Origin of the sequence: Leifsonia sp. fls2-241-R2A-40a, assembly GCF_030209575.1 — a bacterium.
Taxonomy (GTDB): domain Bacteria; phylum Actinomycetota; class Actinomycetes; order Actinomycetales; family Microbacteriaceae; genus Leifsonia.
Genome location: NZ_JARVRS010000001.1, coordinates 3,364,633 through 3,391,039, shown reverse-complemented (window position 1 = coordinate 3,391,039; position 26,407 = coordinate 3,364,633). Strand labels below are relative to the sequence as shown.

Annotated in this window: 26 protein-coding genes and 1 tRNA gene; 19 read left to right on the top strand and 8 right to left on the bottom strand. The window is 69.7% G+C overall.

All coding sequences use genetic code 11. The annotated features are described in order from the left end of the window. Positions 1-108: 108 nt before the first annotated feature. The 5 genes from QRN40_RS16690 to QRN40_RS16670 form a co-directional block, all read right to left on the bottom strand. Complete coding sequence (locus QRN40_RS16690; protein ID WP_285117024.1) at positions 109-381, bottom strand: hypothetical protein; 273 nt, start codon at positions 379-381, stop codon at positions 109-111. Beyond that, positions 381-854, bottom strand: coding sequence for a GNAT family N-acetyltransferase (locus QRN40_RS16685; protein ID WP_285117023.1), 474 nt, complete (start codon positions 852-854; stop codon positions 381-383). The genes QRN40_RS16690 and QRN40_RS16685 overlap by 1 nt, the downstream gene beginning before the upstream one ends. A 70-nt stretch (positions 855-924) precedes the next feature. Beyond that, a complete protein-coding gene (locus QRN40_RS16680) occupies positions 925-1,371 on the bottom strand; it encodes a GNAT family N-acetyltransferase (protein ID WP_285117022.1) in 447 nt (148 codons plus the stop codon). Next, the gene (valS, locus tag QRN40_RS16675) at positions 1,368-3,980 is read right to left on the bottom strand and encodes a valine--tRNA ligase (protein ID WP_285117021.1); all 2,613 of its coding nucleotides are present in this window, start codon (positions 3,978-3,980) and stop codon (positions 1,368-1,370) included. The genes QRN40_RS16680 and valS overlap by 4 nt, the downstream gene beginning before the upstream one ends. A 100-nt stretch (positions 3,981-4,080) precedes the next feature. After that, complete coding sequence (locus tag QRN40_RS16670) at positions 4,081-5,403, bottom strand: MFS transporter (RefSeq protein ID WP_285117020.1); 1,323 nt, start codon at positions 5,401-5,403, stop codon at positions 4,081-4,083. 64 nt (positions 5,404-5,467) lie between these two features. Here QRN40_RS16670 and QRN40_RS16665 point away from each other — a divergent pair, with 64 nt between their 5' ends. From QRN40_RS16665 to ndk, 5 genes are all read left to right on the top strand, one after another. Further along, the gene (locus tag QRN40_RS16665) at positions 5,468-6,106 is read left to right on the top strand and encodes a TetR/AcrR family transcriptional regulator (protein ID WP_285117019.1); all 639 of its coding nucleotides are present in this window, start codon (positions 5,468-5,470) and stop codon (positions 6,104-6,106) included. Positions 6,107-6,329: 223 nt separating this feature from the next. Then, positions 6,330-9,734, top strand: a complete 3,405-nt coding sequence (gene ileS, locus QRN40_RS16660) for an isoleucine--tRNA ligase (RefSeq protein ID WP_285117018.1) — start codon at positions 6,330-6,332, stop codon at positions 9,732-9,734. Further along, entirely contained in the window at positions 9,731-11,098 is a 1,368-nt protein-coding gene (locus tag QRN40_RS16655) for a bifunctional folylpolyglutamate synthase/dihydrofolate synthase (protein WP_285117017.1), read from the top strand. Before ileS ends, QRN40_RS16655 begins: the two co-directional genes overlap by 4 nt. After that, positions 11,095-11,493, top strand: a complete 399-nt coding sequence (locus QRN40_RS16650; RefSeq protein ID WP_285117016.1) for a DUF4233 domain-containing protein — start codon at positions 11,095-11,097, stop codon at positions 11,491-11,493. Before QRN40_RS16655 ends, QRN40_RS16650 begins: the two co-directional genes overlap by 4 nt. Continuing rightward, positions 11,490-11,912, top strand: coding sequence for a nucleoside-diphosphate kinase (ndk, locus tag QRN40_RS16645; protein ID WP_285117015.1), 423 nt, complete (start codon positions 11,490-11,492; stop codon positions 11,910-11,912). Before QRN40_RS16650 ends, ndk begins: the two co-directional genes overlap by 4 nt. A gap of 300 nt (positions 11,913-12,212) precedes the next feature. Here ndk and QRN40_RS16640 read toward each other — a convergent pair whose 3' ends face one another. Continuing rightward, positions 12,213-12,830 (bottom strand): vitamin K epoxide reductase family protein, encoded by a 618-nt coding sequence (locus QRN40_RS16640; RefSeq protein ID WP_285117014.1) that lies wholly within the window; start codon positions 12,828-12,830, stop codon positions 12,213-12,215. 306 nt (positions 12,831-13,136) lie between these two features. Between QRN40_RS16640 and QRN40_RS16635 the strand changes: the two genes are divergently transcribed. After that, a complete protein-coding gene (locus QRN40_RS16635; protein ID WP_285117009.1) occupies positions 13,137-15,731 on the top strand; it encodes an Rne/Rng family ribonuclease in 2,595 nt (864 codons plus the stop codon). Positions 15,732-15,806: 75 nt separating this feature from the next. On the opposite strand, the gene QRN40_RS16630 is transcribed toward QRN40_RS16635, so the two are convergent. Beyond that, entirely contained in the window at positions 15,807-16,082 is a 276-nt protein-coding gene (locus tag QRN40_RS16630; protein ID WP_285117007.1) for a DUF4031 domain-containing protein, read from the bottom strand. 302 nt (positions 16,083-16,384) lie between these two features. Between QRN40_RS16630 and rplU the strand changes: the two genes are divergently transcribed. From rplU to QRN40_RS16575, 11 genes are all read left to right on the top strand, one after another. Next, positions 16,385-16,693: a 50S ribosomal protein L21 gene (gene rplU, locus QRN40_RS16625; RefSeq protein ID WP_285117005.1), complete on the top strand. Its 309-nt coding sequence runs from the start codon at positions 16,385-16,387 to the stop codon at positions 16,691-16,693. A gap of 19 nt (positions 16,694-16,712) precedes the next feature. Further along, a complete protein-coding gene (rpmA, locus tag QRN40_RS16620) occupies positions 16,713-16,970 on the top strand; it encodes a 50S ribosomal protein L27 (protein ID WP_285117004.1) in 258 nt (85 codons plus the stop codon). A 97-nt stretch (positions 16,971-17,067) separates the two neighbouring features. Next, positions 17,068-18,636, top strand: a complete 1,569-nt coding sequence (gene obgE, locus QRN40_RS16615; protein ID WP_285117003.1) for a GTPase ObgE — start codon at positions 17,068-17,070, stop codon at positions 18,634-18,636. Continuing rightward, a complete protein-coding gene (gene proB / locus QRN40_RS16610; protein ID WP_285117000.1) occupies positions 18,633-19,496 on the top strand; it encodes a glutamate 5-kinase in 864 nt (287 codons plus the stop codon). The genes obgE and proB overlap by 4 nt, the downstream gene beginning before the upstream one ends. A gap of 9 nt (positions 19,497-19,505) precedes the next feature. Continuing rightward, entirely contained in the window at positions 19,506-20,804 is a 1,299-nt protein-coding gene (locus tag QRN40_RS16605) for a glutamate-5-semialdehyde dehydrogenase (protein ID WP_285116999.1), read from the top strand. Between the two features lie 53 nt (positions 20,805-20,857). After that, complete coding sequence (locus QRN40_RS16600) at positions 20,858-21,094, top strand: hypothetical protein (RefSeq protein WP_285116998.1); 237 nt, start codon at positions 20,858-20,860, stop codon at positions 21,092-21,094. 12 nt (positions 21,095-21,106) lie between these two features. Continuing rightward, the gene (gene nadD, locus QRN40_RS16595) at positions 21,107-21,709 is read left to right on the top strand and encodes a nicotinate-nucleotide adenylyltransferase (RefSeq protein ID WP_285116997.1); all 603 of its coding nucleotides are present in this window, start codon (positions 21,107-21,109) and stop codon (positions 21,707-21,709) included. A 125-nt stretch (positions 21,710-21,834) separates the two neighbouring features. Continuing rightward, positions 21,835-23,136: a hypothetical protein gene (locus QRN40_RS16590; RefSeq protein ID WP_285116995.1), complete on the top strand. Its 1,302-nt coding sequence runs from the start codon at positions 21,835-21,837 to the stop codon at positions 23,134-23,136. Positions 23,137-23,200: 64 nt separating this feature from the next. Further along, a complete protein-coding gene (gene rsfS / locus QRN40_RS16585; RefSeq protein WP_285116993.1) occupies positions 23,201-23,578 on the top strand; it encodes a ribosome silencing factor in 378 nt (125 codons plus the stop codon). 64 nt (positions 23,579-23,642) lie between these two features. Then, on the top strand, positions 23,643-23,906 hold the full coding sequence (locus QRN40_RS16580) for a TFIIB-type zinc ribbon-containing protein (protein ID WP_285116991.1): 264 nt from the start codon (positions 23,643-23,645) through the stop codon (positions 23,904-23,906). Between the two features lie 95 nt (positions 23,907-24,001). Then, positions 24,002-24,074, top strand: a tRNA-Ala gene (locus QRN40_RS16575). A gap of 61 nt (positions 24,075-24,135) precedes the next feature. Here the strand turns inward: QRN40_RS16575 and QRN40_RS16570 are convergent. Beyond that, positions 24,136-24,990, bottom strand: coding sequence for a PHP domain-containing protein (locus tag QRN40_RS16570; protein ID WP_285116990.1), 855 nt, complete (start codon positions 24,988-24,990; stop codon positions 24,136-24,138). Between the two features lie 56 nt (positions 24,991-25,046). Here QRN40_RS16570 and QRN40_RS16565 point away from each other — a divergent pair, with 56 nt between their 5' ends. Both QRN40_RS16565 and QRN40_RS16560 read left to right on the top strand, forming a co-directional pair. Then, positions 25,047-25,661 carry a GNAT family N-acetyltransferase gene (locus QRN40_RS16565; RefSeq protein WP_285116989.1) on the top strand — a complete coding sequence of 205 codons (615 nt, stop codon included), beginning with the start codon at positions 25,047-25,049 and terminating at the stop codon, positions 25,659-25,661. Between the two features lie 109 nt (positions 25,662-25,770). Then, positions 25,771-26,403, top strand: coding sequence for an MEDS domain-containing protein (locus tag QRN40_RS16560; RefSeq protein ID WP_285116987.1), 633 nt, complete (start codon positions 25,771-25,773; stop codon positions 26,401-26,403). Positions 26,404-26,407 lie beyond the last annotated feature (4 nt).

Sequence of the window (26,407 nt, the reverse complement as noted above, 5' to 3'; positions counted from 1 at the left end):
CCTACTGTCGGAGGGACGCGCGATCCGGCGTCGAAGCTCCATCCGCACCGCGGTGCGTCGGAGATTCGGGGCCGATCCTCCGACGCAGGCAACCCGCCCTACGGGCGCCTACGCCTCGTCCTCGTCGTAGTCCGACGCATCCACCTCGACCGGCTGCGTGATCGTGGCCGAGTCCTCGCCGGGGTTGTAGCGGATCTCGGTGCCGTCGTCGAGCGTGACGACCGGCTTGGATTCGAGCCAGGTGAGCGTCCAGTTCCAGCCCGTGGTCTCGACGTCGGTGGCGACCAGTTCTTCCTCGACCGTCTGCACGGCGTACGCGACGACCTCCGGCAGGGATGCGGGCGGCTGCTCGCCGACGGCCCAGCGGGTCCCGAGCTGCATCAGGCGTTCCCGGCGTCGACGCGGGCGCCGGCGAGGGCGATCTCGTATGTGACCCACGCGGTGCGCTCGGCGACCTGGTCGTAGAGCTGCTGCGCCGACGTGTTGTCCTGCGCCGTGATCCACTGCACGACTCCGAGCCCGCGCTCCTCGGCGAGGGAGCGGACGTGCTGGATGAGCGCAGCGCCGACACCCTTGCTCCGCTCCTCCTCGACCACGAACAGGTCGTCCAGGAATAGTCCGCGGTCGCCTTCGAGCGGGCGGGCGAACTCGCGCACATTCGCGAGACCGACGATACGGTCGCCGTCGACGGCGACCAAGCCGTTCTCCTCGTGCTCAGGATCGGTGAGCCACGACCATAGGACGAGCGCCTTCTGGTCGGTCAGCTCGGTGTCGTAGAACTCCGCGTACTTCGCGTACACGTCGAGCCAGGCGAAGAAATCGCCGTCCTTGACCGGTCGAACCTCGATCGACATGGATTCCTCCGTTCGCGTTTCGCGCCCGGTTGCGACACCGGTGCGTGCTCCGACCATATCGCGGTCGGGTTCAGGGGACGAGGTCGTACGTGACCCACTTGGTCTTCTCAGCGAACCTGTCGTAGAGGCGACGGGCGGTCTCGTTGTCCTTCGCGGTGATCCAGCGCACGACCGAGAGCCCGCGCTCCTTGGCGCTCTCGCGCAGCGAATCCAGCAGCGCCGAGCCCGCTCCGGCACCCCGCGCATCGGGGGAGACGAACAGGTCGTCGAGGTAGAGGCCCTTGCTGCCGTCGAGGGGGCGGACGAACTCGCGCACGTGCGCCAGCCCGATCGGGGTGCCCTCCTCGTCGACGGCGAAGTACGCCTCCAGCTCGTTGTCCGGGTCGGAGATCCAGCTCCACACCAGCAGTGCCTTCTCGTCGGTCACGGGACTCTCGTAGAAGTCGCCGTAGCCGGCGTACAGGTCGAGCCAGGTGAAGAACTCGTTGTCCTGGACCGGTCTCACGGTCGCGGTCATCGTGCCTCCTCGTTCGGGTTCGGGGCGAGCAGGATATCGCTGACCGTCAGCTCATCGGCGGAGGCGAACCGCAGGTCGGCGATCTTGCCCACCGAGCGCAGGTCGCCCGCCGCGGACTCCACGGCGGCGATCTCGGCCGCGGGCCCGGCGATGACGGCCGAGTCGACCGCCGTGCGCTGGGACGCCTTCGCGGCGGTCTTGGCGCCGCGGATGCCCGTAAGCGCCCGTCCGACGATCGCGAGGACTTCGCGGTCCGCGCTCCAGTCGAGGGCCACCTCGGTGGCCTCCGGCCACGCGGCGACGTGCACCGACCCGTCCTGGAACCAGCTCCACGCCTCCTCCGCCGCGAACGGCAGCACCGGGGCGAGGAGCCGGAGGAACGTGGACAGCGCGACCTGCAGCGCGACGATGGCCGAGGTCTTCTCCGGGCTGTCCTCGCCGTATGCGCGCTCCTTGACGAGCTCCAGGTAGTCGTCGCAGAACGTCCAGAAGAACGACTCCGTGATCTCCAGCGCGCGTGCGTGCTCGTAGTTCTCGAGGGCAGCCGTCGCATCCGCCACGACACCCGCCAGGGCGAAGAGCATGCTGCGGTCGAGCGGGCTGGTCACCTGGTCGAGGTCGAGGTCGAGCGAGGCCGGGGCGTCGAAGCCCAGGATGAACTTGGCTGCGTTGAGCAGCTTGATCGCCAGTCGGCGGCCGATCTTGATCTGCGTCGGGTTCTGCGGGTCGAAGGCCGCGTCCGTGCCCAGTCGGCTGGAGGCCGCCCAGTAGCGCACGGCGTCGGAGCCGTGACGTTCCAGGATGTCGGCGGGCGTCACCACGTTGCCCTTCGACTTGGACATCTTCTTGCGGTCGGGGTCGACGATGAAGCCGGACAGCGCCGCGTGCCGCCACGGCGCGACATCCGCTTCGAGCTTCGCGCGCAGCAGCGTCGAGAACAGCCAAGTGCGGATGATGTCCTGCCCCTGCGGCCGCAGGTCGAACGGGAAGACGGCGTTGAAGAGCTCGTCGTCGCGCATCCAGCCGCCCGCGAGCTGCGGGGTGAGCGAGGAGGTCATCCACGTGTCCATCACGTCGTGCTCGCCGACGAAGCCGCCGGCCTGGCCGCGCTGCGACTCGTCGTAGCCGGGGGCGGCGTCGGACGACGGGTCGACGGGCAGCATCTCCTCGGTCGGAAGGATCGGCTGGTCGAAGACCGGGTTGCCGTCGGCGTCGAGCGGATACCACACCGGGATCGGCACGCCGAAGAAGCGCTGGCGCGAGATCAGCCAGTCGCCGGTCAGGCCGTTGACCCAGTTCTCGTAGCGCACGCGCATGAAGTCGGGGTGCCAGTCGATCTCGCGTCCCAGCTCGATGAGCCGCTGACGCAGCTCCTCGTCGCGGGCTCCGTTCTTCACGTACCACTGGCGGGTGGAGACGATCTCGAGCGGCTTGTCGCCCTTCTCGAAGAACTTCACCGGGTGCTGGATGGGCTTGGGCTCGCCCTCGAGGTCGCCGGCCGCGCGCAGCAGCTCCACGACGGCCTGCTTCGCCGAGAACACGGTCTTGCCGGCGAGCTCGGCGTACGCCGCGCGTCCTGCGTCCGAGGTGATAACCTCGGGCGGCTCGGGGAGGATGCGGCCGTCGAAGCCGATGATCGCCCGGTTCGGCAGGTCGAGCTCGCGCCACCAGGTGACGTCGGTGATGTCGCCGAAGGTGCAGATCATGGCGATGCCCGATCCCTTGTCCGGCTGGGCGAGGTGGTGGGCGACCACCGGCACCTCGACGTCGAACAGGGGAGTGCGGACGGTCGTGCCGAACAGCGGCTGGTAGCGCTCGTCGTCGGGATGCGCGACCAGCGCGACGCACGCGGGCAGCAGCTCCGGGCGGGTCGTCTCGATCCAGATCGGGCCGTCGGCGCCGTGGAAGGCGACGCGGTGGTACGCGCTGGGCTGCTCGCGGTCTTCGAGCTCGGCCTGGGCGACGGCCGTGCGGAAGGTGATGTCCCACAGCGTCGGGGCCTGCGCCTGGTACGCCTCGCCGCGCTGGATGTTGCGCAGGAACGCCAGCTGGGAGGTCTGGATCGCCTCGCGGCCGATGGTGCGGTAGGTCTGCGACCAGTCCACCGACAGGCCGAGGGTTCGCCAGAGCGCCTCGAACTGCTTCTCGTCCTCCTCCGTCAGCCGCTCGCACAGCTCGATGAAGTTGCGGCGCGAGATCGGCTTCTGGTCGGCGGCCTTGGTGCTCTTGTTGTCGCCGCCCTCGAACGGAGGCTGGAAGTCGGCGTCGTAGGGGAGGGACGGGTCGCAGCGCACGCCGTAGTAGTTCTGGACGCGGCGCTCGGTGGGCAGGCCGTTGTCGTCCCAGCCCATCGGGTAGAACACCTTCTGGCCGCGCATGCGGTGGAACCGGGCGATGACGTCCGTGTGCGTGTAGCTGAAGACGTGTCCGATGTGCAGCGAGCCGGAGGCCGTGGGCGGCGGGGTGTCGATCGAGTAGACGCCGTCGCGGTCGGCCGCGAGCGCGCCCTCCCTGTCGAATCGGAAGGTGCCGTCGGCCTGCCAACGGTCACCCCACTTGGACTCCAGGCCTTCGAGTGCCGGCTTGTCCGGAACGTTCTGCGCGCTCATGGGCGTTCTCCGATTCGATATATGCGGCACCGTGTCGTCGAGGTGCCTGAGTGTGAGATCCCTTCCAGACTACCGAATCCCACACCCGTACCGAAAAGCCTCAGAGCTCGTCGATGATCGGCTTCCTGCGCGCGGCGAACACCGCGGCGACCAGGGTGATCGCCGACATGACGATGAGCACGATGCCCGGGTGCCACCACGCGTTGCCGGTCGCCTGGCCGAAGACGAGGGTCAGCGCGGGGACGAACGAGGTGACCAGCGCGGCGATGCTGTACGCGACCGAGAGCCCGCTGTAGCGCACCTCGCTCGGGAACAGGTCCGACATGAGCCCGCCGAGGCCGGCCCACGACAGGGTGGGGAGGATGCCGCCGATGATCATGCTGGCGACCAGGATGCCGAACGTCGCGGACTGCAGCAGGAAGTACATCGGCAGGGCGACGAGCAGCGTCCCGATCGCGCCGATGGCGACCACCTTCGCCGAGCCGATCCGGGTCGCCCACAGGCCGAACAGCGGGATGGTGACCAGCTGGAGCAGGCCGCCGATGGTCGTCGCGACCAGCAGGTCCTGGTACTTGAAGCCGAGGACCGCGGTGCCGTAGTCGACCATGTAGGTGTTCATGAGCGAGTACGAGCCGATGCCGAGGACCGCCGCGCCGACGCCGATGATGAAGCCGGAGGGGGCCTTGCGGAAGACGTCGAGCACCGGGAAGCGGTCGCGCGTGCCGGTCTCGAGCAGCTTGCGGAACACCGGGGTCTCGTCGATCGACCAGCGGAGGTAGAGCGAGACGAGCAGCAGCGGGAACGCCGTCAGGAAGGGGATGCGCCATCCCCAGGCCGCGATGTCTGCGGTCGACATGCTGAGTGTGAGCACGATGAAGACGACGGCGCTCAGGATGGAGCCGACCGGCGAGCCGAGCTGGGGGAGCGCGGCGTAGAAGCCGCGACGCTTCGGGTTCGCGTACTCGGTCGCGAGCAGGATCGATCCGCCCCACTCGCCGCCGACGGAGAAGCCCTGCACGAGACGCAGCAGCACGATGGCGACCGCGCCGAACCAGCCGGCGGCCGCGTAGGTCGGCAGCACGCCGACGAGGCCGGTGCTGAGTCCCATCAGCAGGATGGTGATGAGCAGCGTCGGGCGGCGCCCGATCCTGTCTCCGAGGTTGCCGAAGACGATGGCGCCGATCGGGCGGATCACGAATCCGGCGGCGATGGCGAGGAATCCGGCGAGCGTGCCGCCGAAGGCGCCGAGCGGCGCGAAGAACAGCGGGCCCACGAAGAACGCGGCGAAGTACGCGTAGAGGTAGAAGTCGTACGACTCGAGCGCCGTGCCGACGAACGACGCGATGGTGACGCGGCGTGCCGTCCCCGGCGTGATGCCGGGGCGATCGGTCTCGCTGCGGACGGGGGCGGTGGTGGTAGTCACAGGTGTCCTTCGAAACGATTAATATGTGGACCGGGTCCAATAATGGCACGAGGAGGAACGCAGGATGGCGCTCGCGCATTCCCCGCGGCAGTCCGGCTCCGGACGCCCGCGCTCGTCGTCCCGCGGAATGCTGGCCGAGGCGGCGGCCGAGCTCTTCCTCGAGCAGACCTACGCGGGCACCACGGTGGACGACATCGCCCGGCGTGCCGGTGTCAGCCGCGCCACCTTCTTCAACTACTTCTCCGCCAAGAGCGATCTGCTGTGGTTGGAGGTGAATGAGGCGCTCGAGGTGTTCGACGCGACCGCCGCCTCCGTGCCTCCCGAGCTGGCGCCGATGGATGCGGTGCTCGAGGCGGTCACGCGCCTCGCCGACGCGTTCGGCCCCGGCCGCCTCCCGCTCGCCGTCACGCAGGTCGACCTGATGGGGACGGACGCGGAGCTGCAGGCGTCCGCGCTGCCGCGCTTCCTCGCGTTGGTGCGGCGGCTGGAGGCATTCCTCGCGGCGCGCGCCCGCCTGCCGGGAGACGCGCTGCTGCCGCGCGCCGCGGCCACGGCCGTCGTCGGCGCGGCCGTCTCGGCCGCCGCCGCGTGGGCGCGCGGTGGAGTCCGCCGGGGCCCGCTGACGCCGCTCGTCCGCACTGCCGTCGAGCCGGTCTGCGCGGGATTCGCCGAGGTCCTCCCGGCGACCTCCACGACCCGATAGAATGGATCCACAGACGTCGACCCGGTCATCACCGGCGAGTCTTCGGAAGAACGGCGACCGCGCGAGCGGCGCTCACTAGAACCGAACGGGTCCGGCCCGTCACAGCCGAAGAATGAGAGGCTCCGTCCGGCACCGGCGGCGGGTGGGGCAAGCGGGGTGGTACCGCGGCGGGCGTGCGAGCGTCCGGCGTCCTCGTGCAGCACGAGAACCTGCCAGGAGTGAGATGCCGTACCCCAAGTCCACGCCGGACGCCGATGCCGCTGGGCACGCCCGCGAGCCGCAGCGTCCCGACGAGCAGCGCCCCGACGCACAGCGTCCCGAGGTGACCCCCAGCCCGGTCTTCCCGGAGATCGAGACCGAGGTCCTGAAGTTCTGGGACCAGGACGGGACCTTCCGCGCCTCCATCGCCAACCGCGACGACGCCGAGGAGTGGGTCTTCTACGACGGTCCGCCGTTCGCGAACGGCCTCCCGCACTACGGCCACCTGCTGACCGGGTACGCGAAGGACGTCTTCCCGCGTTTCCAGACGATGCGCGGCAAGAAGGTGGAGCGCCGCTTCGGCTGGGACACCCACGGACTCCCCGCCGAGCTGGAGGCGGAGCGGCAGCTCGGCATCACCGACAAGAGCCAGATCGAGGAGATGGGCCTCGCCGCCTTCAACCAGGCGGCGAAGGACTCGGTGCTCCGCTACACCCGCGAGTGGCGCGAGTACGTCACCCGCCAGGCGCGCTGGGTCGACTTCGACAACGACTACAAGACGCTCGACACCACCTACATGGAGTCGGTGATCTGGGCGTTCAAGCAGCTGCATGGGAAGGGCCTCGCCTACGAGGGCTACCGCGTGCTCCCGTACTGCTGGCGCGACCAGACCCCGCTGTCCAACCACGAACTGCGGATGGACGACGACGTGTACAAGATGCGTCAGGACCAGACCGTCACCGTGACCTTCCCGCTCGTCGGCGAGAAGGCGGAGGTGCTCGGTCTGACCGGTGTGCGTGCTCTCGCCTGGACGACGACGCCGTGGACGCTTCCCACGAACCTCGCCCTCGCGGTCGGCCCCGACATCGAGTACGCCGTGCTGCCCTCTGGCCCTCTCGGCGCAGCCGACTCCGCCGGCGACCCCGACCAGGAGGTGCTGAGCGGCCGGTACCTGCTCGCGAAGAGCCTCGTCGGCAACTACGCCAAAGACCTCGGCTACGAGTCGCCCGCCGACGCGCTGGCCGCTGTCACCGGCACCGTCCGCGGTGCCGAGCTCGAGTCCGTCGAGTACGACCGCCTCTGGGACTTCTACGCCGACACCGAGAAGTGGGGCACGCAGAACGCGTGGCGCATCCTGGTCGACGACTACGTCACCGTCGAGGACGGCACCGGCATCGTCCACCAGGCTCCGGCCTACGGCGAGGACGACCAGCGCGTCACCGAGAAGGCCGGCATCCCGGTCATCATCTCGGTGGACGACGGCGGCCGCTTCCTGCCGGACGTGCCGGAGGTGGCAGGGCTGCAGGTCTTCGACGCGAACAAGCCGTTGACCCGCATGCTGAAGGAGGAGGGACGGCTGCTCCGCCAGGCGAGTTACGAGCACTCGTACCCGCACTGCTGGCGCTGCCGCAATCCACTGATCTACAAGGCCGTCTCCAGCTGGTTCGTGCGGGTCACCGACTTCCGCGACCGGATGGGCGAGCTCAATCAGCAGATCACCTGGGTGCCCGAGAACGTCAAGGACGGCCAGTTCGGCAAGTGGCTGGCCGGTGCGCGCGACTGGTCCGTCTCGCGCAACCGCTACTTCGGCTCGCCCATCCCGGTGTGGAAGAGCGACGACCCGGCCTACCCGCGGGTGGATGTGTACGGCTCGCTCGAGGAGCTGCAGCGCGACTTCGGCCGCCTTCCGCTGAACGCCGCGGGGGAGCCGGACCTGCACCGTCCGTTCATCGACGACCTCACGCGCCCGAACCCCGACGACCCGACGGGCCGTTCGACGATGCGCCGCATCCCGGACGTGCTCGACGTGTGGTTCGACTCCGGCTCCATGCCGTTCGCGCAGGTGCACTACCCGTTCGAGAACCACGACTGGTTCGACAGCCACAACCCGGCCGACTTCATCGTCGAGTACATCGGGCAGACCCGCGGCTGGTTCTACCTGCTGCACACGCTGGCGACAGCACTGTTCGACCGGCCGGCGTTCAAGAATGTCATCAGCCACGGCATCGTGCTGGGCAGCGACGGGCAGAAGATGTCGAAGTCGCTGCGCAACTATCCCGACGTCAACGAGGTGTTCGACCGCGACGGTTCGGATGCGATGCGCTGGTTCCTCATGTCGAGCCCCGTGCTGCGCGGCGGGAACCTGGTCGTCACCGAGGAGGGCATCCGCGAGGGCGTCCGCCAGGTGCTGCTGCCGCTGTGGAACACCTGGTACTTCTTCTCGCTGTACGCCAACGCGACCGGGTACGAGGCGAAGCGCTCCACGACGTCCACCGACGTGCTCGACCGCTACCTGCTGGCGAAGCTGCGCGACCTGGTCGAGGACGTGACCGCCGACCTGGAGGGGCTGGATTCGACGCTCGCCGCCGCCAAGCTGCGCGACTTCGCCGACGTGCTCACCAACTGGTACGTGCGCCGCTCGCGCGACCGGTTCTGGCAGGGCGTGGAGGCGGACGGCTCGGGCTCGGAGGCGTTCGACACCCTCTACACCGTGCTCGAGACGCTGACGCGTGTCGCCGCGCCCCTCCTGCCGCTCGTCACCGAGCGGATCTGGAAGGACCTGACCGGCGGCCGCAGCATCCACCTGACCGACTGGCCGGAGGCGGACGAGTTCCCGGCCGACGAGGCCCTGGTGGATGCGATGGACCGCATCCGTGCCATCAGCTCCACCGCGCTGTCGCTGCGCAAGCAGGCGGGGCGCCGCGTGCGGCTGCCCCTCGCGTCGCTGACGGTCGTCGCCCACAACGCGGAGGCGCTGCGCCCGTTCGAGGGCATCCTGCGCGACGAGCTCAACGTGAAGACGGTCGAGCTCGTCGAGCTGCAGGACGACAGCGCGGCGCGGTACGGCATCACGAGCAAGCTGACCGTCAACGCCCGTGCGGCGGGCCCGCGTCTCGGCAAGCAGGTGCAGCAGGTCATCCAGGCCGCGCGCGCCGGCGACTGGTCCGAGACGGACGGCGTCGTCACGGTCGGCGGCGTCGACCTGGTCGAGGGGGAGTACGACCTCGTCCTCGAGACCGCGTCGAGCGGGGACGACGCGTCCGCACTCGCGCTGCTGGCGGGCGGGGGCTTCGTGCTGCTCGACACCGCCACCACGGCAGAGCTGGAGGCCGAGGGCCTGGCCCGGGACATCATCCGTGCCGTCCAGGACACCCGCAAGGCGGCCGGACTGGATGTGAGCGACCGCATCCGCCTCGACCTCTCGTTCGAGCACGAGGACGACGCGCGCGCCCTCGACCTCGCCGCGGACGTGGACATCGCGGCCGAGACATTGGCTCTAGCCGTACAGCTCTCGGGCGCGGGAGCATCGTCGGCGGGAAGCGAGACCGCGGACGAGACAGCGGCGTTCGAGCAGGAGTTCGGTGCAGGGCAGTTCGCCAACGCGGGCGCATTCACCGTGGGCGTGACCAGGATCGAGGAGGGATCGTGACCGACGACGACGAGTTCCGCGATCGCGCGGACGAGGTCTACCAGGCCCTGCTCGCGCGGGTCGGCGAGGGGGCGCCGGAGCGCCGTCTCGACGCCACCCGCCGGGCGGTGGAACTGCTGGGCGATCCGCAGCGGGCGTACCCGATCATCCATGTGACCGGCACGAACGGGAAGACGTCCACGAGCCGGATCGCGGAGAGCCTGCTGCGCGCCTACGGGCTGCGCACGGGCCTGCTGACGAGCCCGCACCTGGTGCGGTTCAACGAGCGCATCGTCATCGACGGGCAGCCGATCGATGACGAGTCGCTGGTGCGCAACTGGGAGGACATCAGCCCCTACCTGGAGATCGTGGATGCGGAGCTCACCGAGGCGGGCAAGGCGCCGCTGACGTTCTTCGAGGCGCTGACCGCGTTGGCCTTCGCCGCGTTCGCGGACGCGCCGGTCGACGTGGCCGTCATCGAGGTCGGCATGGGCGGCGAGTGGGATTCGACCAACGTGGGAGACGGCCAGGTCGCCGTGTTCACGCCCATCGCGCTCGATCACACCAAGGCGCTCGGCGACACCGTCGAAGAGATCGCACGCACCAAGTCCGGCATCGTGAAGCCGTCCGCGGACGTCGTCTCGTCGGCGCAGAGCCCCGAGGCCGACCGCGTGCTGCGTGAGGCGGCGGAGCTCACGGAGTCCACCATCGCCGAGCAGCCGCGCGACTTCGACGTGGCGTCGACCAAGGTCGCCGTCGGCGGTCAGCTCGTGACCGTGCGCGGCCGGGCCGCGACCTACGAGGACGTCTTCCTCCCGCTCTACGGCGACCACCAGGCGCAGAACGCCGCGGTCGCGGTCGCGGCGGTCGAGACGTTCCTCGGCCGCGGCGGTCAGCCGCTGAAAGCCGACCTCGTCGAGGAGGGGTTTGCCACGGCGACCTCGCCCGGACGCCTGCAGCTGATCGGCATCGAGCCGAGCATCCTCGTCGACGCCGCGCACAACCCGGCCGGCGCCGAGACGCTCACGGAGGCCCTGCGGCGCTACTTCGACTTCGACGAGATCACGTTCGTCGTCGGCATCCTGGGCGACAAGGATGCGCGCGGCGTCATCCGCGCGCTCGCCCCGGTGGCGACGCAGTTCTTCGTCACCCGCCCCGACTCGGAGCGCGCCCGCGACGCCGACGACTTCGGCGAGCTGGTCCGCGAGGAGGTCGGCGACGAGGCGACCATCGTCTACTCGGACGCCATCGACGCGCTCGAAGCGGCCCGCGACTGGGCGGGCGAGGAGGCGCGCCGGGCGGTCGTGGTCGCCGGCAGCATCGTCCTGGTCGGCCAGGCGATGGCGTACGCCGAGGAGCAGGAGTGGAAGAAGGCGGCCACGTGACGGACGCCCCCGCTCGCCGTCCGCGGCGTCAGCGCTCGCTCCGCGAGCTGCTCGGCTCCATCGTCCTCGGCTTCGAGCTGCTCGTCGTCTTCCTCGGCGCGCTCGTGCTGTTCGGGCTCCACGCCCTCCCGGCGTGGGTGGCCCTGGGCGGGGGAGCGGCGCTCATCGTGCTGACGATCGTCGCCATCGGCCTGCTCCGGAACACCGTCGGCGTGGTCCTCGGATGGATCGTGCAGCTCGTCGTCGTGGCAGCCGGCTTCCTCGTGCCCGCCTTCTTCATCGTCGGCGCGATCTTCACCGCCATGTGGGCGTACTGCATGATCGCCGCCGCACGCATCGACCGAAACAATCAGGCGGCCGCCCGTGCGGCCGACAACGGAACGGAGAACCCATGACCAGCGCCGTCGAAGAGACCCTCGTCCTCATCAAGCCCGACGGGGTCGCCCGCAACCTCACGGGCGAGATCCTGCGCCGGATCGAGGCGAAGGGCTACTCGCTCGTCGACCTCCGGATGCTGCAGGCCGACCGCGAGCTCCTCGCGCAGCACTACGCCGAGCACGAGGGCAAGCCGTTCTACGAGCCGTTGGTGGAGTTCATGGAGTCCGGCCCCATCGTGGCCATCCGCCTGGCGGGCAACCGCGTCATCGAGGGCTTCCGCTCGCTCGCGGGCGCGACCGACCCGACGACGGCGCTCCCCGGGACCATCCGCGGCGACCTCGCCCGCGACTGGGGCCTGAAGGTGCAGCAGAACCTCGTGCACGGCTCGGACTCGCCCGAGTCCGCCGCCCGCGAACTGGCCCTCTGGTTCGACTGAGCCGCACCGTCCACCGCTTGAAAGGGAGGTGTTCCCGGCCATCCCGGCCGGGAACGCCTCCCTTTTCGCCATATTCGGGTCCTGTCGGCCCCGAACGCCTCCCTTTTCCCGCATTCCCGCCGTCTCGGGAGCTGACACGTTTCCCTGCGGACCGCCGTCACGCCTGACGAAAGGGGAGGAGAACGGGTTGCGACACGCCGTGGGTGTGGGAAGACGGAGGAGGGCACGGCCTGGTGGCTGCGGGATGTCCTCCGTTTTGGCGGCGGAGACGCGCGAGCGACCGGATGTGATTGGGAGGGATCAGATGAACGCGCGGTGGATCCAGTCGAGCTGGATCTGCGCCAGGATCGCGACGATCGCGTAGCAGACGATCGTGATGAGGGGCACCCAGCCGTAGAGCGTGCGGAAGAACGCCCGTGCCCGCTCCGGCAGCGGGATGTTGCCCTCCTTGAGGTTGTAGAGGGTCACCGCCCAGAACGTCGGGATCGTGACCAGCCAGGTGACCATGCACCAGGGGCACAGCACGTTCAGTACGGTGATCGACTGGGTGATCAGGAAGATCACCAGCACGAGGGCGAGCAGCACGCCGACGTTGAAGGCGATCCAGTACCAGCGGGCGAACCGGCCGCGCGTGGCGAGCAGCCCGGCGCCGACGGCGATGGTCGCCGTCCAGCCGCCGATCCCGAGGAGCGGGTTCGGGAAGCCGAGGAGCGACCCCTGCCACGAGTTCAGGTTCTTGGCGCATCCGACGAGCACCGAGAAGTTGCAGGACAGCTGCGCGTTGGGGTCCTCCAGCAGATGGAACTTGTCGATCGTCAGCATGAAGGCGGCCCACAGGCCGATCAGTCCGGCGACGATGAGGAAGACGGCGAGAGCGGTCGGGCGGCGGTAAGGGGCCTCGGCAGGACTGGCTGACACCCTCGGATTATGGCATGGCACCTGCGTGTCGCCCTGACAGAGGACCCCGTCGACCCGCACGCGTGCGATAATCGTTGCAGCAGTCGTCCCGGCCGAGGCCGGGAGCACCGACAGAAGGCTTGAGGGCGCCCAGAGCGCCCGCTGAAATGCCGGCCGTGAGGGTCGGCGAATGACAGAGCCGGATGCAGGCCGCGCCACGAGCCCGGAGGCATCCGCACAGGATTGAGGGAGGCGCCGCGCGCGCCGCCTCCCGACGGAGAGTACCCGGGGAGCGGGGAACCGCACCGGTCGAGGAGTGCACCAGCGATGGTGGATAACGAGAATATCGACAACACGGACAACAACGAGACGGAGACGGGAGGACGGAAGCGCAAGGGGCTCTTCGGCACGCGACGCGTGGTGAGGAAGGCTCCGCAGGCGGGATATGCCGACGCATCCGATCCGCAGATCCCGGTCGCCGAGTCGCCCGAGGGCGAGGGCACGCCCGAGGACGACGGCACGCCCGAGGCGGACGTCGCGCCTGAGGCCGGCGTCACACCCGCGGCCGAAGCGGAGCCCGCGCAGGCTGCGCCCGCCACTCTCGAGGCGCAGGCGGTCGCGGCGCACGAGCCTCCGGCTCTGCCCGATCAGCACGGCGAGGTCGAGCCTCCGCTCGTGGCCGCCGCCGCGCCCGGCCTCCCGCCGACCACACTGCTCTTCCAGGCACCCGACCCGCTGCCGCTGCCTCCGCTCGCCGAGAGCGACGAGGAGGAGCCCGCCGCCGGTGTCCGCCGCCGTTCGCGCCGCCGCGCCGGCGAGACCGGCCGCGAGGGCGCCAACGACCCCGCGAACACGGTCGTCAAGGTCCGCGCTCCGCGCGAGCCGGAGCTGATCACCGAGCCGCAGAAGGTCAAGGGCTCCACCCGGCTGGAGGCGAAGAAGCAGCGCCGCCGCGACGGCCGCGACGCCGGCCGCCGCCGTCCCGTCATCACCGAGGCCGAGTTCCTGGCCCGCCGTGAGTCGGTGGACCGCCAGATGGTCGTCCGCGAGAAGGCCGGGCGCATCCAGATCGGTGTGCTCGAGGACAAGGTGCTCGTCGAGCACTACGTCGCCCGCTCGCAGGAGGCGTCCCTCATCGGCAACGTCTACCTCGGCCGTGTGCAGAACGTCCTGCCCAGCATGGAGGCGGCATTCGTCGACATCGGCCGCGGCCGCAACGCCGTCCTGTACTCCGGCGAGGTCGACTGGGATGCCGTCGAGACCGGCAACCAGCCGCGCCGCATCGAGCTGGCGCTGAAGGCCGGCGACCGCGTCCTGGTGCAGGTCACCAAGGACCCGGTCGGCCACAAGGGCGCCCGCCTCACCAGCCAGATCTCGCTGCCCGGCCGCTACCTCGTGTACGTGCCCGGCGGATCCATGAACGGCATCAGCCGCAAGCTCCCGGACACGGAGCGCTCGCGCCTCAAGAAGATCCTCAAGGAGGTGCTGCCCGAGAACGCCGGCGTGATCGTGCGAACCGCCGCCGAGGGCGCCACCGAGGAGCAGCTGACGCTCGACGTCAACCGACTCACCGCGCAGTGGGCCGACATCAGCACGCGCGTCGAGAGCCAGCAGGCGCCTGCCCTGCTGCACAGCGAGCCGGACCTGCTGATCAAGATCATCCGCGACGTCTTCAACGAGGACTTCCAGAAGCTCGTGATCGCCGGCGACGAGGCGCGCCAGACCATCGAGAACTACCTGCGCCAGGTCGCCCCCGACCTGCTCGACCGCGTCGAGCCGTACACGGGGGAGCGCGACGCGTTCGACGAGTTCCGCATCACCGAGCAGATCGAGAAGGCGCTGGAGCGCAAGGTGTGGCTCCCGTCCGGCGGGTCGCTCGTCATCGACCGCACCGAGGCCATGACGGTCGTCGACGTCAACACCGGCAAGTTCGTCGGTTCCGGCGGAAACCTCGAGGAGACGGTCACCAAGAACAACCTGGAGGCCGCGGAGGAGATCGTCCGCCAGCTCCGGTTGCGTGACATCGGCGGCATCATCGTCGTCGACTTCATCGACATGGTGCTCGAGACCAACCGCGACCTCGTGCTGCGCCGGCTCGTGGAGTGCCTGAGCCGCGACCGCACGAAGCACCAGGTCGCCGAGGTCACCTCGCTCGGTCTCGTCCAGATGACCCGAAAGAAGCTCGGCCTCGGTCTGCTGGAGACCTTCAGCGAGGCCTGCGAGGTCTGCGCCGGCCGCGGCGTCGTCGTACACCACGACCCCGTCGTGAAGCACCGTCAGCCGCAGCAGCAGCCCCAGAGCGATCGCCGTCGCGGTCGCGGCGGGAACGGCTCGAACAGCGGCAACGCCGGTCCGAGCACGAACGCCAGCGGCAACGGCGCGGCTCACACCGGCACCCACGCCATCACCGACGACGCCAAGAACGCTCTGGCCAAGATCGCCGCATCGACCATCCACCACGAGGAGGAGGCGAAGGCGGCCGAGGCGAACCTGCAGGGCGCCGGCACCGAGATCAGCGTCACCGAGGTGACCGTGACCGAGGTGACCGCGACGAAGAAGCGCCGCCGCAAGGGCAGGGGCGGAGCCGACCGGCAGCAGCCCGAGGCGACGACAGCCGAGCAGGCGACTGACGGGCAGGCGACCCCGGCGCAGGATGCGGCCCCCGAGGCTGCGGAGGCGACCGAGGCCGCCGAGGCGCCGTCCGACGCGTCGAACGAGTCGCTGCTCCCGATCCTCGACCTCCCCGAGCCCGCCGTCGTCGCGCCTGCGTCGCGCTCGCTCGACCACGAGACCGAACTCCTGCTCGACTCCGTGCTCGACGCTCTCCCGGCGCCGAAGGAGCCCGGCCAGGGCCGTGGCCGCAGCCGTCGCGCCAGCACGACCGTCATCGCCGGCGGTGAGCTGGCCCCGAAGGGCGAGTAGTCCTCCACAGAAGCCGGCACGCCGTATCGCATCCTGTCGATACGGTGTGCCGGCTTCTGTCGTCGGCGAGGCCGGTCAGTGCTTGCGGACGCGGTCGCGGGCCCGTACCCGCAGACCGCTGGCGATGAGCCGCGAGACGAGCTCCTTGCCGGGGACGGGATGCGCTCCCGCCGCCACGAGCTCGTCGTACCGGCGGTCGGGCACGTCGTAGTGGTCGAGGTCGAACGCCCGGCGCTGTATCCCGTTGGCGGCGGCGAAGGCGTGCAGTTCCTCGAGGGAGGCGTCGCTGACCAGGTGCGACCACAACATGCCGTGTGCCGGCCATGCCGGGGGATCGATCAGGACCGTCATACAATGATTCTAGGAAGCGGTTCCGTCGTCGGAGCCGGACGGTCCTGACGCCCCCTGGTTCGGTACACGCTGATGAGCGTGGGCTGAATTGACCAGGGAAGGGCTGTCGGGTAAAGTTGACCGTTGGTGTGTGCCGGGCGTCGCCCGCGCAGCCATGAGGTTTTCTGAGAGCCGTCGGTCGCATGTGTTGCCGGCAGGACTCGCCAGTGACATCCAGACAGTGACATCCAGAAACAGTTGAAGAGAAGGATCGGTTCCGCGGAGACGCCGGGAACTGCTCCCCGACGAAAAGGTACTGACAAGTGGTTTACGCAGTTGTGCGCGCCGGTGGCCGGCAGGAGAAGGTCGAGGTCGGCACCATCGTGACGATGGACCGTATCAAGGCCCGCAAGGACGGCAAGGTCGAGCTCGCACCGGTGCTGCTCGTCGACGGTGACAAGATCACCTCCGACGCTGCGTCGCTCGCGAAGGTCACCGTCACCGCAGAGATCCTCGACGACCTTCGCGGCCCGAAGATCCACATCCAGAAGTTCAAGAACAAGACCGGCTACAAGAAGCGTCAGGGCCACCGCCAGGAGCTCACGCGCGTCAAGATCACCGGCATCAAGTAGCCGACGAGGAGAACAGACCATGGCACACAAAAAGGGAGCGAGCTCCACTCGCAACGGCCGCGACTCCAACGCGCAGCGCCTCGGCGTGAAGCGCTTCGGCGGCCAGACCGTCAACGCGGGTGAGATCCTGGTCCGCCAGCGCGGCACCCACTTCCACCCCGGCGTCAACGTCGGCCGTGGTGGCGACGACACGCTGTTCGCCCTCGCCGCCGGTGCGGTCGAGTTCGGCAACAAGGGCGGCCGCAAGGTCGTCAACATCGTGGCCGCCGAGGCCTGAGCCTCGACCACGAGCACCATTTTGCGGATGGGCGGGCTTCGGCCCGCCCATCCGGCATTTCAGCCCTGAATGAAGCAACAACTGTAGGAGAAGCACCATGGCGACGTTCGTTGATCGCGTGACGTTGCATCTGCGCGCCGGCAACGGCGGCAACGGGTGCGTCTCGGTCCGCCGCGAGAAGTTCAAGCCGCTGGCCGGCCCGGACGGCGGCAACGGCGGGAACGGCGGAGACATCGTGCTCGTCGCCGACCCCCAGGTGACCACCCTTCTCGGCTACCACCGTCACCCGCACCGCTCGAGCGACAACGGCGGCTTCGGGATGGGCGACCACCGCAGCGGTCACACCGGCGAGGTCCTCGAACTCCCGGTCCCGATCGGCACCGTGGTGAAGGACGCGGACGGCAACGAGCTGGCCGATCTCTCCGAGCCCGGGATGCGCTTCATCGCCGCCCCCGGCGGGCTCGGCGGACTGGGCAATGCGGCCCTGGCGAACCCGAAGCGCAAGGCTCCCGGTTTCGCGCTCCTCGGCACCCCCGGCTGGGAGGGCGACGTCCGCCTCGAGCTCAAGACGGTCGCCGACATCGCCTTCGTCGGGTACCCGTCGGCGGGCAAGTCCAGCCTCATCGCCGCGCTCTCCGCCGCGAAGCCGAAGATCGCGGACTACCCGTTCACGACGCTGCACCCGAACCTCGGCGTCGTGCAGGCCGGCGACGTGCGCTACACCGTCGCAGATGTTCCCGGTCTCATCGAGGGCGCCAGCGAGGGCCGCGGCCTCGGGCTGGAGTTCCTCCGCCACGTCGAGCGCTGCTCGGCCCTGCTGCACGTCCTCGACTGCGCCACCCTCGAGCCGGGCCGTGACCCGCTCAGCGACCTGGATGTCATCCTCGCCGAGCTCGCCGCGTATCCCGTCCCCGAGGGGCAGACGCCGCTGCTGGACCGGCCGCAGCTGATCGCGCTGAACAAGATCGACGTGCCGGATGCGCGCGAGCTGGCCGACTTCGTCCGCCCGGAGCTCGAGCAGCGCGGCTACCGCGTCTTCGAGATCTCGACGGTCAGCCACGAGGGCCTCCGTCCGCTGTCGTTCGCCCTCGGCGAGGTCGTCGAGCGCTCGCGCGCCGAGCGGGCGGCCGAAGAAGAGGCGCGCCCGCGCATCGTCATCCGCCCGAAGGCGGTGGACGACTCCGGTTTCGTCGTCAAGGTCGAGGGCGGCACCGACGGACCGGTGTACCGCATCCTCGGTGCGAAGCCGGAGCGCTGGGTCGCCCAGACCGACTTCGCGAACGACGAGGCCGTCGGCTACCTCGCCGACCGCCTGGCCAAGCTCGGCGTTGAGGACCAGCTGGTCCGCGCGGGCGCGATCGCGGGCTCCACCGTGGTCATCGGCCGCGACAACGGCGTGGTCTTCGACTGGGAGCCGACCCTGACCTCCACCGCGGAGCTCATCACCGCTCCGCGCGGCACCGACACCCGACTCGACCTGAATCAGCGGCCCACCCGCGGGCAGCGCCGCGAGAACTACTTCGAGCGGATGGACGCCAAGGCGGAGGCCCGCGAGGAGCTCCGGCGCGAGCGCGAGGCCGGCCTCTGGCAGGACGACAGCTACGACGACAACGTCGTGCACAGCACGGACGGTCGCGGCGGGGACGAGGAGAGCACCGAGGAATGACGATCGACGACCGCAGCCAGCTGCCCTCCGCCCGACGCATCGTCGTCAAGGTGGGCTCGTCGTCCATCAGCGGCGAGAACGCGGGGCAGATCGCCCCGCTGGTCGACGCCCTCGCCGAGGCTCACGGGCGCGGGACCCAGGTCATCCTCGTCTCCTCCGGCGCGATCGCCACCGGCATCCCGTATCTGTCGCTCTCCGAGCGCCCCACCGACCTCGCGACCCAGCAAGCGGCGGCCGCCGTCGGCCAGAACGTGCTCATCTACCGCTACCAGGACAGCTTCGACCGGTACGACATCGTCGCGGCCCAGGTGCTCCTGACCGCGGGCGACATGGAGAACCCGACCCACCGCAGCAACGCCAAGCGGGCGATGGAGCGGCTGCTCGACCTGCGCATCCTTCCCATCGTGAACGAGAACGACACCGTCGCGACCCACGAGATCCGGTTCGGCGACAACGACCGGCTCGCGGCGCTGGTGGCGCTCCTGGTGCAGGCCGACGTGCTGGTGCTGCTCTCCGACGTTGACGCGCTGTACACGCGCCCCCCGCACGAGCCGGGCGCCGCGCGCATCGAGCACGTCGGCTGGGACGACGAGCTGGAGGGTGTCGAGATCGGCTCCACCGGCCTCTCGGGCGTGGGCAGCGGGGGAGCTGTGACCAAGGTCTCCGCCGCCCGCCAGGCCGCCGAGCGCGGAACCGCGGTCGTGCTCACCGCGACCTCGCTGGTATCGCAGGCGCTGCGCGGCGAGAGCGTCGGCACGTGGTTCGCCCCGGCGCCGGTCGATTCCGTCCCCGACGCCCAGGCCGGGCGGCTTTCCACAGGTTCCGTCGCAGCCGTCCCCGCGGACTCTGCCGCGTCTTAGAATCGACGCATGTCCTCGATCACGGATGCGTCTGCCACGGCTGCGTCGACCACTGCTGCGGCGCTCTCCCTTCACGAGCGGCTCGCCGCCGCCAAGACGGCCTCACGCGCGCTGGCGACGGCGACCACCGAGCAGAAGAACCGTGCGCTGCGCGCCATCGCCGACGGCGTGATCGCGTCCGGTGCGGAGATCCTCTCCGCCAACGAGCTCGACCTCGCCAACGGGCGAGAGAACGGGCTGACGACTGGGCTGCTCGACCGACTGACGCTCAGCACTGCGCGACTGCAGGGGCTGGCCGAGGCCGTGCTCGAGGTGGTCGGCATCACCGATCCCGTGGGGCAGGCCGTGCGCGGAAGCGCCTTGCCGAACGGCGTCAAGATCACGCAGGTGCGGGTGCCGTTCGGCGTCGTCGGCGCGATCTACGAGGCGCGGCCCAACGTGACGATCGACATCGCGGCGCTGGCAATCAAGAGCGGGAACGCGGCGGTCCTCCGCGGCGGAAGCGCTGCGATCGAGACCAATCGCGTGCTCGTGCGGGTGCTGCAGGATGCGCTGGCCAGCGCAGGGCTACCGTCCGACGCCGTCCAGACGATCGACGATTTCGGGCGCGAGGGCGCGGCCGAGCTCATGACGGCTCGCGGTTTCGTGGACGTGCTGATCCCGCGCGGGAGCGCCGAGCTCATCCAGGCGGTCGTGACGCAGTCCACGGTGCCCGTGATCGAGACCGGGGCCGGCGTGGTCCACATCCTGCTCGACGAATCCGCGCGGGAGGACTGGGCCGTCGACATCGTGCGCAACGCCAAGGTCCAGCGGCCGAGCGTGTGCAACGCGGTCGAGACGCTGCTGGTGCACAGTGCCGCCGCTGAGCGGCTGCTGCCGCCGGTGCTCGACGCGCTGCGCGCCGAGGGCGTCACCATCCACGCCGACGAGCGCGCCCTGCCGTTCGCCGAGGGAGGCGTCCCGGTGACCGACGAGGACTACGCCACCGAGCACATGAGCCTCGACATCTCGGTGAAGGTGGTCGACGACCTCGACGAGGCCATCGAGCACATCCGCCGGTACTCGACGCAGCACACCGAGTCCATCGTGACGAACGACCTCGAGAACGCCGACCGCTTCCTCGCCGAGGTCGACTCGGCCGTGGTGATGGTGAACGCGTCCACCCGGTTCACCGACGGCGGCGAGTTCGGGTTCGGCGCCGAGGTGGGCATCTCGACCCAGAAGCTCCACGCCCGCGGTCCGATGGGGTTGCCCGAACTGACGAGCACCAAGTGGATCGTCCGCGGGTCCGGCCAGATCCGGGCGTAGCCGCCCACTAGACTTGACGGTGGGCCATCGGCCCGGAGAAAGGATTACGCACGATGTCACTTCTGACGACCGTCCTCGCCGAGGCGGAGACCCACGTCGAGCTCCCCATGCCCACCTGGGCGTTCGGTGCCATCGCCATCGTGATCTTCATCTCCCTCGCCTTCGTCGTGTGGAGCTTCCGAGACGTCGCGAACCGGCACAGCCACCGCTCCGCACCGGACGCCGCGGCCCACGCCGGCGCCCCGGGTGCCACGCACCACGGCTCCGGCCACCCCAACCAGGGGCACTGACCCACTTCGGGCATGGAGCTGACGGAGACGGGCCGGCCGAGGATCGGCGTGATGGGCGGCACTTTCGACCCGATCCACCACGGCCACCTGGTCGCCGCCAGCGAAGTGGCGCAGTCGTTCGACCTCGATGAGGTCGTGTTCGTGCCGACCGGTGAGCCCTGGCAGAAGGGTCCGGTCACCCCGGCAGAGCACCGGTACCTGATGACGGTGATCGCCACCGCGTCCAACCCGCGCTTCACCGTCAGCCGCGTCGACGTCGACCGCGACGGTCCGACCTACACGATCGACACGCTGCGCGACCTGCACCGCGAACGGCCCGATGCCGAGCTGTTCTTCATCACCGGCGCCGATGCCATCGCGCAGATCCTCAGCTGGCGCGACGTCGCCGAGCTCTGGGAGCTCGCCCACTTCGTGGCTGTGAGTCGCCCGGGACACGACTTGAGTATTTCTGGATTACCGGAGCAAGACGTAAGCTTGTTGGAAGTTCCGGCCCTGGCGATCTCGTCGACCGATTGCCGGAGCCGGGTGAGCAGGGGATTCCCGGTCTGGTACCTCGTGCCCGATGGGGTCGTTCAATACATCTCCAAACACCATCTGTATCGGAGCGTGGCATGACATCGTGGCCTGAACAGCCGCCGACGGGCCAGCCGCAGACGCGGCGACAGGCGAGAGAGTTCGAGCGCTCCGCTTCGCGCCGCGCGGGCACGGCTGAACCGACTCCCGCAGGACAGATCCCCGAGATGACCACCACGGTGCCCCCGCGCGACAACTCCGAGGGCGAGCACCCTGAGGCCGTAGCATCCGAGGCCGCACCAGCCGAGGCCGCAGCAGCTGAGGCGGCCGCACCCGAGGTGCGCGAGGGCCTCGAAGACGTCCAGGTCGAAGAACCTCGTCCCTCCCAGCCCGAGCGCCCGGCCATCCCCGCCAGCGCCTTCGCCGAGCCGGGAGTCACCTCCCCGTCGCGCGACTCGTTCGATCTGTTCCGCCAGGGCCCCGATTCTTCGCGCCCGGAGCCGGTGACGCAGCCCATGTCGATCCTCCGACAAGAGGGTGCGTCGTCCTCGACGCCGGCCACCGCATCCACTTCTGCGTCGGCGGACGCCCACGAGCGCACGCTCACCCGCCGCGAGCTGCGTGCGATGCTGCAGGCGCAGGAGGCCAACGCCCAGGCCAACCTTCCGGCGGCGTCCGGAGATCCGGTCTTCCCCGTCACCTTCACTTCCGGCCCCGAGGCGGAAGCGGCCGCGAACGATTCTGCGAAGGCCGCGAACGAGGCGCCGTCGGCGAGCGCCGCTGAGACGGATGCGAACGCGGCCGCTGGTGCGCCCGCATCGGCAACCGAGAAGTCCGCGTGGCCGCTCGCGCCGCTCACGCCCTCGTCGGCGCCGGCCGCTTCGCGCTCCGGCCAGAGCGAGACCACCGTCACGCAGAGCGCAACGTCGCCGTTCGCCGCTTTCGGCTCCTCAGCGGCGAAGGCGGCCGCCGACGAGACGTCGTCCGACGCCGCGGCGGTTCCGGCCGCGAAGAAGGACTCGGAGGACACCGCGGCCCAGGAGCGACGGCCGTTCACTCCGCCGACCGGACACTGGTCGACGGCGGCCGAGCTCGAGGACCAGAGCCAGCCCATCACCTCGCGGAACGTCGCCCAGTCGACCGCCGCGACGACGACGAGCGCCCTGATCCTTCCCGTGATCCCTCAGCCGAGCACGAACGCCCCGCTGACCAGCACGGGTGAGATCCTCGTGACCGGATCGATCGACCTGCCCCGCGGGATGGGCGCCACCGGCGCGCACCCCGACCGGATCGACTCGTCGGACCTCGACCGCCTGCTCGACGGCGAGGAGAACGAGTTCAACACGTCCGAGGTCCAGCCGGTGCGGGCATCCCGCGCCATCAGCACGCACACCTCGACCCGCGGCGTGATCGCGCCGCCCAAGAAGCGCGGCAACACGCTGCCGGTGGTGCTCATGGTCACCGCCGGAGTGCTCGCCGTCGGCGTCATCGGCCTGCTCGTGGCCGCCTACGTACTGAAGGTGTTCTGATCATCACCCCGTTCGCACCTGCTTCCGCACCGACCCTGCACCGACCGCGACCGGAGGACCGTCCGTGACCGCATCCCAGCACGCCCGCGACATCCTGCAGCTCGCGGCGGCCGCCGCCGACTCCAAGGGCGGAGAGGACCTCGTCGCACTCGACGTGTCCGGGCCGCTGCCGCTCACCGATGCCTTCCTGCTGGTCAGCGGGCGCGTCGAGCGCAACGTGATCGCGATCGCGTCGGAGGTCGAGGACCGGCTGAACGACGCGGGCGTCAAGACGCTCCGCCGCGAGGGCAAGTCCGAGGGCCGCTGGGTGCTGCTCGACTTCGGCGACCTGGTCGTGCACGTCTTCCACGAAGAGGACCGCATGTACTACGCGCTCGAGCGCTTGTGGAAGGACTGCCCGACGATTCCGATCGAGCTGCCCGTCCACGAGAACGCGGAGTAACGCTCCCAGGCTCTTCCCCGGTTCGCCTGAGAACCCTCTCATGGTCGCCCGCTTGGATGGGTGCATGAAGTGTCCCACCGACAACGCGACTCTCGTCATGAGCGAGCGCAATGGCATCGAGATCGACTACTGCCCGGAGTGCCGCGGCGTCTGGCTCGACCGCGGCGAACTCGACAAGATCATCGACCGCGCAGGGAGCCCCGCTGCTGCTGTGCCCGCGCCGCAGTACCGCGAGCCGCAGTACCGCGAGTCCTACTCGACCAACCCTTCCGAGCAGCGGCCGTACAAGAAGAGGCGCGAGAACTGGCTGAGCGAGCTGTTCGACTGACGCGAGCGCGCCTCAGTTTTTTCTCCTGGGCGCGATGTAGTACGCTGAATGAGTTGTTCCGGGAGGTCCGAAAGGGCCGGAACGGTTCACACTCTGGGTCTGTGGCGCAGCTGGTAGCGCACCTGCATGGCATGCAGGGGGTCAGGGGTTCGAGTCCCCTCAGATCCACTGAAAGTCCTGGTCAAGTCCTCTTGACCGGGGCTTTTCGTGTTTCTGGCGGTCCACAGGATCAGCCGCGCCGCCACAGGTCGGCAGGTGCGGCGCCGGGACGGAAGCCGAAGTGCTCGGCCAGGATCACGGCTTCCGGGAAGTGGCGCGCGAGCGCATCGGGAGTATGGGCGTCGCTGGCGAAACTGACCGCCTGGCCGCCCTCTTCGGCCCACCACTGCGGTACCCATGACCACAACCGCCGCGTGTTGAGCTCGAGCGCGCGGCCGCTCTCGGCGATGGCGCGCATCGCGGTGCGGATGCGGTGCTCGAACGCGCGCGGGTCGAACGGGCCGACCGCGTCGGCGGGCCAGTGACGGAGGGCGTAATCGATGTGCGTGAACACGTCGAAGGCGTCGGAGCCGGCGACCATGACCGGGATCTCGTCCAGGTAGGCGTTCATGACCTCGTCGGCGGGATGCTCGTGCATGAGCCGGCTCGGTTCGGCCCGTCCGCCTCCGAGGTCGAGAGTGTGCAACGAGCCGTTCACCCGGTCGAACCTGTTCAGGTCGACCAGGGCACGCGCCTGCTCCTCGAAGAGATGCGGCTGGCCGAACTCGATGCCGGTCAGGATGCGCAGCTCCGGGAACTCGTGCCGCATCCGGTCGATGCTGTCGAAGTACCCGTCGACGTCGAGTGGGGCGAACTCCACCCGGCCGTCCGGCTGCACATAGTGGCGCTGGTGCGGCAGCAGGTCCTGCGGCTGCGCACGCCAGGTGCCCGGGATGTCGAGGTGCTCGGTGAAGAACAGCGCAGGGAGGCCGATCCGCACCGCCTGCGCGCAGGTCTTCCGCATCCGTCCGGCCGCCTCCGAATGCGGGCCGCCCGTGTCCCACGACCATTCGCTGTGCACGTGACTGTCGGCCGGCAAGGTCATGCACCGAATGCTACCCGCGCGGCACTTCCGGACCGGGGCGTCGGTACAGTTCCGGTATGGAGACACGAGTCGCTGAGCCGTCGGACGCGGCGGCGATCACCACGACGATCGCGCTGGCGTTCCGCGACGACCCGGTTTGGGGCCCCGCGCTCGCGTCCGCGGACGGTGGGACCGCGCACCTGGAGCCGTTCTGGCGCTTCTTCGTGGACGGCGCGATCCCGCACGGCGCGGTGCACCTGCAGGACGGCCCTGCCGGCGAAGCGGCGACCGTCGCGGTGTGGCTGCCGCCGGGCGTGGACGAGCTCACCGAGGACCAGGAGGCTGCGGTGGATGCGCTTGTGGCGCGTTCCGTCACGCCCGAACGCTTCGCGGACTATCAGCGGCTCTGGGAACTGTTCGAGCGGACGCATCCGCACGAGACCCCCCACATGTACCTCAGCCTGCTGGCGACGCATCCCGACCACCGCGGGCGGGGAGTGGGCCAGCGGCTGCTCGCCGAGACGCTCCGGACGTTCGACGCCGAGGGGCTGCCGGCGTACCTCGAGTCGACGAATCCGGCGAACGACCACCGGTATGAGCGCGCCGGTTTCCGCGCGGTCGGCGGGTTCCGCTCGGTCATCGACGGCGCGGCCGTCACCACGATGTGGCGAGACCGGGGCGGCTCGGCGTAGGCCTTCCTCCTCCTCGCGCTCGAGACGCTCCTTCTCGGAACAGATCGACTGTGTTGTGCGGGGCGCATTCCCGGCGGTACTCTCCAACCTTCGGAGCGGGAAGTCGACCATGGCAGCTGACAACGCACGCGCGGCGGACTCCGTCACCTTCGCGGGCGGGGTGCTCGATCGCTATCGGCACGTCTGCGCGTTCGTCAGCGGACGCGCGGAAGCGGATGCCGTGCTCGACCCGTTCGTGCGCGACGGCATCGATGCCGGCGACCGTCTGCTCTATCTGGTCGACACGATGACACCGGCCTCACCCCTGCGCAGATTGCGGCGGCTCGGCTACGATCCGGGCACGCTCCTCGAGGAGCGGCGGTGCGAGGTGCACACGTGGGCGGACACCTACCTGCGCACGGGAGGATTCGACCAGTCCGACATGCTGGAGCAGATCGACGGGATGCTCGGCGGGGCGCCTTCCCCCCGCATCCGGCTGGTCGCGGACATGGGGTGGGCGGCGGAACGCGAGGGCGTCAGCGACGACCTGATCGAGTTCGAAGCGCGCGCCAACTTCCTGCATGCGCGGCATCGGCACGTGGTGATCTGCGCGTACGACACGTCCCGGTTCGACGGGGCGTTCATCATCGACATCCTGCGCACCCATCCGATGGTCCTGATCGGCGGGATCCTGCAGGAGAACCCCTTCTTCGTGCCCCCGGCCGAGTTCCTGGAGGAGCGGGCCGTTCGGGGCCGAGGTTGAGCGG